Source organism: Pseudomonas sp., from assembly GCF_036404235.1.
Lineage (GTDB): Bacteria > Pseudomonadota > Gammaproteobacteria > Pseudomonadales > Pseudomonadaceae > Aquipseudomonas.
Window position 1 is genome coordinate 1 of the sequence record NZ_DASWOT010000149.1, and the last position, 10482, is coordinate 10482.

Below are 10482 nucleotides of genomic sequence, written 5' to 3' on the forward strand. Positions count from 1 at the left end.
CAACTACCACGCTGGCAATGCGCGTCTTTATACCGACTACAGCCTGCTGACTTCCGACGACGCCTTGTGCGAAGACGTCGGCAAACTGTTCAGTCAGTTGATCGGCATGGGTAAGACGTTGCGCATGAAGAAGCTGCTGCATGCGCCGTTCACCCTGAAGAAGGGCATGCTCGACATGATTGCCCGGGAAACGCAGTTTGCGCTTGAGGGCAAACCGGCGCACATCATCGCCAAGTTCAACTCGCTGACTGATCCGAAGATCATCCGTGCGCTGTACAAGGCGAGTCAGTCGGGCGTAAAGATCGATCTGGTGATACGCGGCATGTGCTGTTTGCGCCCTGGCATTGCCGGTGTGTCGCACAACATCAGCGTGCGCTCGATCATCGGTCGCTTCCTGGAGCACACCCGCGTCTTTTACTTCCTCAACGGCGGCGACGAGCAGATGTACCTGTCCAGCGCCGACTGGATGGAGCGCAACCTCGACAAGCGTGTCGAGACCTGCTTCCCGATTGAAGGCAAGAAGCTGATCCTGCGGGTCAAGAAAGAACTTGAGGTGTATCTGACCGATAACACCCACAGCTGGCTGCTGCAGGCTGATGGACGTTATGTGCGCAGTACGCCAACCGGCAATCAGAACGCACGTAGCGCTCAAGCGACCCTGCTGGAGCGCCTGAGCAACCCGATTCTCAGCGTACGGTAAGGATGATACCGACTCGGGTCAGCCAATCCGCTTCCAGCGCGAAGTCGGCCTGAGTCAGTTGATTGTTCGCCAGCCAGCCGTCCGGGAACAGGATGTCCAGACTGTTGCCGTTGGCGGTCAGCACAGGCTGCGGCATCTCTTGGGTGCCGCGGATGTGATGGAACAGGATCGCGAAGCGTAGCAGTACGCACAGCCGGATCAGCTTCACGCCTTCTTCGCCGAATTCGGCAAACTTATCCTTGGGAATATTGCGTCGATGCCCGCGTACTAACAGCGCAAGCATTTGCTGGTCTTCGCGCGAGAAGCCGGCGAGGTCCGAGTGTTCTATCAGGTACGCGCCGTGTTTGTGGTAGTGGTAGTGCGCGATGTCGAGGCCGACTTCGTGGACTTTCGCCGCCCAGCTCAGCAGTTCGCGGTAGCTGTCATCTTCCAGCCCCCATGCTTTGGCGACTTGCTCAAGCGCATGCAGCGCTTTGCGTTCGACACGTGCGGCTTGTTCCAGATCGACGTGATAGCGCTCCATCAGCGAGCTGAGTGTGCGCTCACGCACGTCTTCGTGGTGATGACGGCCCAGCAAGTCGTAGAGCACGCCTTCACGCAGCGCGCCTTCGCAGTGATCCATGCGTTGAAGTTCGAGGGCGTCGAAGATCGCCTCCAGAATCGCCAGGCCCGCCGGGAAAATCGCACGACGGTCCGGTTTGATGCCGTCGAAGTCGATCTTGTCGACTTCGCCCAGCTTGAAAAGCTTGCGCTTGAGCCAGGCCAGCCCTTCGGCGTTGACCTCGCCAGTGCCGTGGCCGTTAGCCTTGAGCGCCAGACCAATCGCGCGAACAGTGCCGGACGAGCCGATCGCTTCATCCCAGCCCAGGCGATGCAGCGCGTGTTCGATGCTCATGATCTCCAGCCGCGCCGCCGTGTAGGCCTGGGCGTAGCGCGCCGGGGTGATCTTGCCGTCTTTGAAGTAGCGCTGAGTGAAGCTGACGCAGCCCATCTGCAGGCTTTCGCGCAGCAACGGTTCGAAACGCTGACCGATGATGAACTCGGTGCTGCCGCCGCCGATATCGGCAACCAGGCGTTTCCCAGGCGTGTCGGCCAGTGTGTGGGACACGCCGAGGTAGATCAGCCGGGCCTCTTCTCGACCGGAAATGACTTCAACGGGGTGCCCGAGGATGTCTTCGGCGCGGCGGATGAATTCGACGCGGTTGCGCGCTTCACGCAGGGCGTTGGTGCCGACAATCCGTACGGCGCCCAAAGGCATACCGTTGATCAGTTGGGCAAAACGCTTTAAGCAATCGAGCCCGCGTTGCATGGATTCTTCACTGAGCCGACGCTCGTCGTCGATCCCTGCGGCCAACTGCACTTTCTCACCCAAGCGCTCAAGGATGCGTATTTCGCCTTGATTAGCTTTGGCGACGACCATGTGAAAGCTGTTGGAGCCCAGGTCGATCGCAGCGATCAGCGAGAGGTTGTTAGCTGTGGATTGCGGCATGGTCAAAGGGTCTCAGTCGATAACCCCGACATCGTGCCACGATCCAGCACTGCCGCCAAACAGCAGCGCCCACAGTTTGATCGCGTACGGGCCTTATGCCTGATCTACCGAGCCAATGAAGTTCGCCAACTCCGGCGTTCTCGGGTTGGCCATCAACACCTTCGGATCACCGACTTCATGCACCTTGCCCTGGTGCATGAACACCAGTTTGTCGCCGACTTCACGGGCGAAGCGCATTTCGTGGGTCACCATGATCAAGGTCATGCCGTCTTTGGCTAACTGACGCACAACACTGAGCACTTCGTTGACCAACTCAGGATCGAGCGCTGAGGTGATTTCGTCGCACAGCAGGACTTTCGGTGACATCGCCAGCGCACGAGCAATCGCCACGCGCTGTTGCTGTCCACCCGACAGACGATCCGGAAAAGCGTCGAACTTCTCGCCCAGACCCACACGCTCCAGCATGGTTTTCGCGAGTTTTTTAGCTTCTGCCTTGGGTACCTTCTTCACCACTTGCGGCGCGAGCATTACGTTTTCGCCAACGGTCAGGTGTGGAAACAGGTTGAACTGTTGAAACACCATGCCGACTTTCTGGCGCAACGAACGCAGGTCCGCGCGGGCGGCGTCCAGGTATTCGCCATCGACTTCGATCACGCCGTCGTTGATCGATTCCAGACCGTTCAACGTGCGCAGCAACGTGCTTTTGCCCGAACCGCTGCGCCCGATGATAGCCACTACTTGGCCTTCTTCGACGGTCAGGTCGATACCTTTAAGAACGTGATGGTCGCCGTAATATTTATGCAGCGCGGAAACTCTAAGCAGAGGCATGCAATCTCCTTTCCAGGTAGCGGGCACTGAGCGACAAGGGGTAGCAAAGCAGGAAGTAGCCCAAGGCGACGAAGCCATAGACCATGAATGGCTGAAAGGTTGCGTTGGCGAGCATGCCGCCGGTTTTCGTCAGCTCGGTAAAGCCGATGATCGAGGTCACGGCGGTGCCTTTGACCACTTGTACCGAAAAGCCAACCGTGGGCGCCACGGCAATGCGCAACGCTTGCGGCACAATCACATAACGCAGTTGCTCAAGCGGTGTCAGTGCAAGGCTCGCCGACGCCTCCCACTGTCCGTTGGCTATCGATTCGACGCAGCCGCGCCAGATTTCGGCCAGATACGCGCTGGTGAACAGCGTCAACGCCAGTGCGGCGGCCAGCCAGGGCGAGATATCAATACCCAACAATGCGACACCGAAGAACACCAAAAATAGCTGCATCAACAGCGGCGTACCCTGAAACAGCTCGATGTAACAGCGGGCAAGGGTGCGAAACGCGGATTTGTCAGAGATGCGCATCGTCATCACTACCAGGCCGATCACGCCGCCGCCAATGAACGCCACCAGCGACAACGCCAGTGTCCACTGCAAGCCGGTCAGTAAGTTGCGCACGATGTCCCAAAGAGTAAATTCCATCAGCGGCTCCTTGCGATGTAGCGACGTCCGACCCATGCCAGCAACTGACGAATCAACAGCGCCATGAACAGGTAGATCAGGGTGGTGATGATGTACGTCTCGAAGGCTCGGAAGTTACGCGACTGGATGAAATTGGCCGCGAAGCTCAGCTCCTCAGTGGCGATCTGCGAACATACCGCCGAGCCGAGCATGACGATGATGATCTGGCTGCTCAGTGCTGGCCAGACCTTGCCTAGCGCTGGAACCAACACCACGTGGCGAAAGGTTTCAAAGCGCGTCATCGCCAGCGCCGCCGAGGCTTCAATCTGCCCGCGTGGGATCGCTTGAATGCCTGCGCGAATGATTTCCGTGGAATAAGCGCCCAGGTTGATCACCATCGCCAGAATCGCCGCTTGCCATTCGGAAATCTGGATGCCCAGCGAAGGCAGGCCGAAAAAGATAAAAAACAACTGCACCAGGAACGGCGTATTACGGATTAGCTCGACGTAGACACCAAAAATTGCCGAGAACGGCTGGATCTTCCAGGCCCTGACAATGGCACCCACGATGCCCAGGCTAACCCCGAGCAACGTGCCGATGGCGGTCAGCTCCAGCGTGAACATGGCCCCGCGCAGCAACAGATTGGCGTTTTGCAGGACCGGTATGAAGTCGAACTGATAAGCCATTTAAAAGCCCCGGATCGGATGCGGTGACTAAAGAGCAGCGATCAAAGATCGGCAGGCAGGGGTTGCTTGAGCCAAGTCTGGGAGTTTTTTTCCAGGGCACCGTCTTTCTTACCGGCTTCTATGATTTCGTTCACCTTGGCCAGCAGTTCAGGCTGACCCTTGTTCACGCCGACATACACCGGGGAATCCTTGAGTTTTATTTTCAGCGCTGGAACGCGCTTGGGGTTCTTCTCGCTGATCGCGACCATCACCACGTTGCCGCTGGCAATCAGATCAGTCTGGCCTGCCAGGTACGCTGCAATCGTTGAGTTGTTGTCTTCAAAGCGTTTGATCGTGGCATCCGAAGGGGCGACTTTGCTCAACTCGATGTCCTCGATGGCGCCACGGGTCACGCTGATGGTTTTGCCTTTGAGGTCATCCAGGTTGTTGATCGGCGCATCAGGTGGGCCAAACACCGCAAGGTAGAACGGGGCGTAAGCGTTGGAGAAGTCGATGACCTTCTCGCGCTCCGGGTTTTTGCCCAGGCTGGAAATCACCAGATCCACCTTGCCGGTGGTGAGAAACGGGATGCGGTTGGTGCTGTTGACCGGCGTCAGTTCAAGCTTGACCTTCAGTTGATCGGCGATCAGTTGCGCGGTGTCGATGTCCAGGCCGCGCGGTTTCATATCGGGGCCGACCGAGCCAAACGGAGGGAAGTCCTGCGGTACAGCGACTTTCAATGTTCCGCGCGCGGTCACATCGTCCAGGCCATTGGCGTGAGCGGGGGCCTGGGTCAGCATCAAGCTGGCAAACAGGGCGGCAAGCAGAGCGCTGTAACGCTTGGTCATGGGACGTCTCCGAATCGAGCGAAAGGTATTTCTGAAACCAGCAGTGCATAGCCCATGCCATCATTGCTCAATACCACGGGTACTGGGCTGTGGGGAGGGTTAGGTCTTACTGGTCTGAACAGTCGGCAGATTCTTTGCCCTTCTTTGGCGCGGCCAGAAGCCCCGGCGCACCTGGCTTGGGCGCCACTTGCTGTATTGCCGAGATGGATATACAAGAGGTCTTTCGACGACTATTACGCCTGAATCGTTATGTATCCCAGCCCCATTGCGGTACCTGAAGCAGCCTTCCAGGCGATCCGAAAATTGATCGCCGAGCAAGGCTATGTCCCCGGTGACAGCCTGCCCTCGCAGCGTGATCTGGCTGTACGCCTGGGGGTTAGTCGTGCGTCATTGCGTGAGGCGTTGTCTTCGCTGAGCGCGCTGGGGGTGGTCAGTGTTCAGCCGGGCAAAGGCGTGTTCGTTCAGGCGATTGCTGAACCACAACAGAGCACGGGTGGTTTTTCCTGGCCTTTTGCAGCAACGGCGTCGCCGTCTGAAACGTTTCAACTGCGCTATGCACTGGAAGGCTTTGCCGCGGGCCTTGCGGCCGTCACGCTGACAGCTGATGAGCGTGACAGCCTCGAAGACAATGTCGAGTCCATGCGCCTTGAGTTACGAGCCGGTGATTTCGATGCAGCGGCGCGCCTGGATTTTGATTTCCACCGGCGCATTTTGGTCGCCAGTGGCAATCAAGCGATCCTGAGCATTATTACCGCCAGCGCCGACATATTCCTCGAAAGCCAGAAGCTACCGTTCATCCGGTCCGGCAGGGCCATGGAAACCTGGCAAGAACATCGCAAAATCCTCCGAACGCTGGCCCGCAACGCCTCCGGTCCCGCGCAAAAAGCCATGCAGGAACATATACGTGGAGCCGCTCTGAGAACCGGCATTGTGTTTGTTGCGCCGTCAGGCTGAGTTTTCTTTGATTGGCGGGCTCATCCGGGGTCATAGCAAGAGACAATCAACCCCGTCTTCCTGTCGCGGTCAGGTGCCGCTATGATGGACCACGTTTTTTTGCCTACGACCTCGGAGACACTCTCATGAGTAGCGAACTTATCAAACACGTCAGTGACGCAAGCTTCGAAGCCGATGTCCTGAAGGCTAGCGGTCCTGTGCTGGTGGATTACTGGGCTGAATGGTGTGGCCCTTGCAAAATGATTGCCCCGGTTCTGGACGATATCGCCGGTACCTACGAAGGCAAACTGACTATCGCTAAGCTCAATATCGATGAAAATCAGGAAACTCCAGCCAAGCACGGCGTCCGTGGTATTCCGACACTGATGCTGTTCAAGGACGGCGAAGTTGCAGCGACCAAGGTCGGCGCACTGTCCAAGTCTCAGTTGCAAGCGTTCCTCGACGCCAACATCTGATGGTGCTAAAGCCCCGCAAGTTGCGGGGTTTTTTTTGCTGGCGTACTAGACGCCTGGAAAATCAGGTGGTACATTCGGCCCCGCAACGGCTTCTCCGTTGCCCCCTGCTAGCCGTCGCCGACGCTCTCCTTTCGATTTACTACGCGATCCTGTCGCCTTCTCTGCGGCGCGGCCTCATTAAGCCAAAAGCTTAATTCCCCCTCCATACATGATTACGTCATTCCTATATGAACCTGACTGAACTCAAGCAAAAGCCTATTACCGATCTGCTCGAAATGGCCGAACAGATGGGCATAGAAAATATGGCCCGTTCGCGCAAGCAGGATGTGATCTTCTCCCTGCTGAAAAAGCACGCTAAAAGTGGCGAGGAAATCTCTGGTGACGGCGTGCTGGAGATCCTCCAGGACGGCTTCGGCTTCCTGCGCTCGGCTGATGCTTCGTATCTTGCGGGCCCTGATGACATCTATGTCTCGCCTAGCCAGATCCGCCGCTTCAACCTGCGTACCGGCGACACCATCGTCGGCAAGATTCGTCCTCCGAAGGAAGGCGAACGTTATTTCGCACTGCTCAAGGTCGACACGATCAACTACGACCGCCCGGAAAACGCGAAGAACAAAATTCTTTTCGAAAACCTGACGCCGTTGTTCCCGACCGTTCGCATGAAAATGGAAGCCGGTAACGGCTCCACCGAAGACCTCACCGGCCGTGTCATCGACCTGTGTGCGCCAATCGGTAAAGGTCAGCGCGGTCTGATCGTTGCGCCGCCCAAAGCGGGCAAGACCATCATGCTGCAGAACATCGCGGCGAACATCACGCGTAACAATCCGGAAGTGCATCTGATCGTTCTGCTGATCGATGAACGTCCAGAAGAAGTGACAGAAATGCAGCGCACCGTGCGTGGCGAAGTCGTCGCTTCCACCTTTGACGAGCCTCCGACCCGTCACGTTCAAGTCGCCGAAATGGTGATCGAGAAGGCCAAGCGCCTGGTCGAGCACAAGAAGGACGTGGTAATTCTGCTCGACTCCATTACTCGTCTGGCCCGCGCCTACAACACCGTCATCCCAAGCTCCGGCAAGGTATTGACAGGTGGTGTCGATGCTCACGCCCTGGAGAAACCAAAGCGTTTCTTCGGTGCCGCGCGCAACATCGAAGAAGGCGGCTCGCTGACCATCATCGCTACCGCGCTGGTTGAAACCGGTTCGAAGATGGACGAAGTGATCTACGAAGAATTCAAAGGCACCGGCAACATGGAGCTGCCTCTGGATCGCAAGATCGCTGAAAAGCGCGTCTTCCCGGCCATCAACATCAACCGTTCCGGCACACGCCGCGAAGAGTTGCTGACGGCTGACGATGAGTTGCAGCGCATGTGGATTCTGCGCAAGCTGCTGCACCCGATGGACGAGGTCGCTGCTATAGAGTTCTTGATCGACAAGCTGAAACAGACCAAGACCAACGATGAGTTCTTCCTGTCGATGAAGCGCAAATAACAGGCTGAACCGCAAAAAATCAATGGTGTCCTTTTTAGGACACCATTTTTTTTGCCCGCGCTTTAAACCAGAAGGCGCGACAAGGAGCGTCATGCATACGTTCGGTAATCGTCGAGACATCGACGGCCTACGGGCTCTGGCCGTCATTGCGGTGGTCCTGTTCCACTTCGGTCTGTGTGGTATCAGTGGCGGCTTTGTCGGAGTGGACGTATTTTTCGTGATTTCCGGCTATCTGATCACATTGATCATCTTGCGCGAAATCAGCGCCGGACGTTTCAGCTTCGTCGATTTCTGGGCGCGTCGGGTCCGGCGCATCATTCCCGCGTTGAGTGTCGTGATGCTGGCTGTGTTGTTGGTGGGTTGGGTACTCATGCCGCCCAACGACTATTCACAACTGGGCCGCTCGGTGCGTTACCAGGCAATGTTCATTTCCAACATTCTGTTCATGCGTCAGGATGGTTATTTCAACCCCGCTTCTGATTTCAAGCCGCTACTGCACACGTGGTCGCTGTCGGTGGAGGAGCAGTACTACATCTTCTTCCCGCTGTTGATGGTCGTCCTGACCCGCTATTTTCGCCAATGGCGGTGGGTGTTGTTCGGTCTGTTGTTGGTGTCTTTTGCGCTTAACGTGTGGATGATCAAGCGCGAACCCGATGCTGCATTCTTCCTGCTGCCGATGCGTGCGTGGGAGTTGCTGTGTGGCGCGATGCTCGCGGTGTTGCCTGATTCACAGCACAAATGGCCGCCGGTGGCGTATCAGTTGGTCAGTCTGGTGGGGCTGGCGGCAGTGCTGCTCGCTATTTTCGGTTTCGATCAATACACGCCGTTCCCAGGCTGGGCCGCGTTGTTGCCTGTACTCGGCGCGACAGCAATGCTCTGGGCCAATGGTCAGGCACCTACGTTGGTGGGGCGGCTGTTAAGCACACGCTGGATGGTGGGCGTTGGCCTCATTTCTTACTCGCTGTATCTGTGGCATTGGCCGATTTTTGTCTACGCCAACGCCGTATCGGTTGACGGTATGCAACCTCGCGAAGCGCTGATGTGGGTCGCCCTCAGCGCTGTGTTGGCGTGGTTGAGTTGGCGGTTTGTCGAGCTGCCGTTCCGGGAAAAACGCTGGTTGGCTGGGCGCAAGCCAGTGTTGGTGGGCGGTTTGATCAGCATGGTGGTGATCGCTGGCGCAGGGCAGGCGATACGCTCGACCGAGGGTGTGCCTGAGCGTTTGTCGGGTCAGGCGCTGCGCTATGCACAAGCGCGGTCCTGGCAGCAGGGGCAGATGGAGTGCTTGTTGCAACGTGACAGCCCCGACTTGACCAAAGTCTGTCGATTCGGTGGCGATGAAAATACGCCACCGGTTCAACTGGTGTGGGGTGATAGCCACGCCGCCGCATTGTTGCCAGCGATCCAGGCCGATGCTCAGCGGTTTGCGATCCCCGTGTGGCTGGCGAGCTTGTCGGGTTGCCTGCCAATTCTCGGTCATGAAATGCGTCAGCAGTGTCAGGACTTCAACCAGCAGACGTTGCAAACCGTCCGCCAGCAGAAAATCCACGACGTGGTGTTGGCGGCGCGCTGGAGTCTTTATCTGTATGGCGAAGAAGATGGTGACATGCGGCATGTCCTCTACCGTAACGACAGCCGCACTGTCGCTGAGCAAAAAGTGGCCAGGGACTTCGGTGAGATGGTTGCCAGCCTGCGCGCTGCCGGCGCACGCGTGTGGATCTTCAAAGAGGTTCCGCTTCAGCGTCAGGGTACGGTTGCGCGGCTCAGCAGCTTGGCGATGATAGGTCGTGGCGCAGAAAACGTTGGGCGGCCGATTGCCGACCACTATGCGCGGCAGCGGTTTTTCGATTCGTTGTTCAGTCGTTTGAGTGCGGAAGATCCGCAGGTTCGCGTCATTGATCCCGCGTCATTGATGTGCATCGCAGGCATCTGTCGCGCCGAGTTCGACGGTTATTCGCAGTACATGGATGAAAACCATCTGTCCGATCAGGGCGGCGAACGAATGAAGCCACTGCTGGCGCCGATTTTCCTCAGCGAAAACCCCAGATAACACGCGCAATTGCGCGTTCGGAAGCTGCTGTAGACCGCCAGAGCAGGTAGGATGTGCATCTATTTGTTAAGTGGCCGGGTTAATGAAATTCAAGGATCTACGGGATTTCGTGCAGCAGCTTGAGCAGCGCGGAGAGTTAAAACGCATTCAGGTCCCCATTTCCCCTGTGTTGGAAATGACCGAAATCTGCGACCGAACCCTGCGCAACAAGGGCCCGGCCCTGTTGTTCGAAAACCCTATCGGCTACGACATCCCGGTGCTCGGCAACCTGTTTGGCACGCCTGAGCGCGTGGCGATGGGCATGGGCGCGGAAGCGGTGAGCGAGCTACGAGAAATCGGCAAGTTGCTGGCATTTCTCAAAGAGCCCGAGCCACCCAAAGGCTTGAAAGACGCCTG

The 10482-nt window shown here is 57.4% G+C and carries 9 protein-coding genes and 2 pseudogenes; 6 read left to right on the forward strand and 5 right to left on the reverse strand.

The annotated features are described in order from the left end of the window. Nucleotides 1-700: pseudogene (locus VGC62_RS18985) on the forward strand (RNA degradosome polyphosphate kinase); the annotation flags it as partial. Here VGC62_RS18985 and ppx read toward each other — a convergent pair. From ppx to VGC62_RS19010, 5 genes are all read right to left on the reverse strand, one after another. Beyond that, on the reverse strand, nt 687-2189 hold the full coding sequence (gene ppx / locus VGC62_RS18990; protein WP_331188625.1) for an exopolyphosphatase: 1503 nt from the start codon (nt 2187-2189) through the stop codon (nt 687-689). The pseudogene VGC62_RS18985 and the gene ppx sit on opposite strands and share 14 nt — an antisense overlap. A gap of 93 nt (nt 2190-2282) precedes the next feature. Further along, nucleotides 2283-3017 (reverse strand): amino acid ABC transporter ATP-binding protein, encoded by a 735-nt coding sequence (locus VGC62_RS18995; RefSeq protein ID WP_331188626.1) that lies wholly within the window; start codon nt 3015-3017, stop codon nt 2283-2285. Then, nucleotides 3004-3654 carry an amino acid ABC transporter permease gene (locus VGC62_RS19000; RefSeq protein WP_331188633.1) on the reverse strand — a complete coding sequence of 217 codons (651 nt, stop codon included), beginning with the start codon at nt 3652-3654 and terminating at the stop codon, nt 3004-3006. Before VGC62_RS19000 ends, VGC62_RS18995 begins: the two co-directional genes overlap by 14 nt. Beyond that, complete coding sequence (locus tag VGC62_RS19005) at nt 3651-4316, reverse strand: amino acid ABC transporter permease (RefSeq protein WP_331188627.1); 666 nt, start codon at nt 4314-4316, stop codon at nt 3651-3653. Before VGC62_RS19005 ends, VGC62_RS19000 begins: the two co-directional genes overlap by 4 nt. Before the next feature lie 41 nt (nt 4317-4357). Then, on the reverse strand, nt 4358-5143 hold the full coding sequence (locus tag VGC62_RS19010; RefSeq protein ID WP_331188628.1) for a transporter substrate-binding domain-containing protein: 786 nt from the start codon (nt 5141-5143) through the stop codon (nt 4358-4360). Between the two features lie 249 nt (nt 5144-5392). Between VGC62_RS19010 and VGC62_RS19015 the strand changes: the two genes are divergently transcribed. The 5 genes and pseudogenes from VGC62_RS19015 to VGC62_RS19035 all read left to right on the forward strand — a co-directional run. Then, the gene (locus tag VGC62_RS19015) at nt 5393-6097 is read left to right on the forward strand and encodes a FadR/GntR family transcriptional regulator (protein WP_331188629.1); all 705 of its coding nucleotides are present in this window, start codon (nt 5393-5395) and stop codon (nt 6095-6097) included. A gap of 125 nt (nt 6098-6222) precedes the next feature. Then, a complete protein-coding gene (gene trxA / locus VGC62_RS19020) occupies nt 6223-6552 on the forward strand; it encodes a thioredoxin TrxA (protein WP_331188630.1) in 330 nt (109 codons plus the stop codon). A 227-nt stretch (nt 6553-6779) separates the two neighbouring features. Next, nucleotides 6780-8039, forward strand: a complete 1260-nt coding sequence (gene rho, locus VGC62_RS19025; RefSeq protein ID WP_331188631.1) for a transcription termination factor Rho — start codon at nt 6780-6782, stop codon at nt 8037-8039. Between the two features lie 91 nt (nt 8040-8130). After that, nucleotides 8131-10086 carry an acyltransferase family protein gene (locus VGC62_RS19030; RefSeq protein WP_331188632.1) on the forward strand — a complete coding sequence of 652 codons (1956 nt, stop codon included), beginning with the start codon at nt 8131-8133 and terminating at the stop codon, nt 10084-10086. Nucleotides 10087-10168: 82 nt separating this feature from the next. Further along, nucleotides 10169-10482: pseudogene (locus VGC62_RS19035) on the forward strand (3-octaprenyl-4-hydroxybenzoate decarboxylase); the annotation flags it as partial.

Excerpts from the sequence above, each read along its gene's own strand:
- VGC62_RS19015 (WP_331188629.1), top strand. The coding sequence starts at position 5,393 with ATGTATCCCAGCCCCATTGCGGTACCTGAAGCAGCCTTCCAGGCGATC.
- VGC62_RS18995 (WP_331188626.1), bottom strand. The coding sequence starts at position 3,017 with ATGCCTCTGCTTAGAGTTTCCGCGCTGCATAAATATTACGGCGACCAT.
- rho (WP_331188631.1), top strand. The coding sequence starts at position 6,780 with ATGAACCTGACTGAACTCAAGCAAAAGCCTATTACCGATCTGCTCGAA.
- VGC62_RS19010 (WP_331188628.1), bottom strand. The coding sequence starts at position 5,143 with ATGACCAAGCGTTACAGCGCTCTGCTTGCCGCCCTGTTTGCCAGCTTG.
- VGC62_RS19005 (WP_331188627.1), bottom strand. The coding sequence starts at position 4,316 with ATGGCTTATCAGTTCGACTTCATACCGGTCCTGCAAAACGCCAATCTG.
- VGC62_RS19030 (WP_331188632.1), top strand. The coding sequence starts at position 8,131 with ATGCATACGTTCGGTAATCGTCGAGACATCGACGGCCTACGGGCTCTG.
- ppx (WP_331188625.1), bottom strand. The coding sequence starts at position 2,189 with ATGCCGCAATCCACAGCTAACAACCTCTCGCTGATCGCTGCGATCGAC.
- trxA (WP_331188630.1), top strand. The coding sequence starts at position 6,223 with ATGAGTAGCGAACTTATCAAACACGTCAGTGACGCAAGCTTCGAAGCC.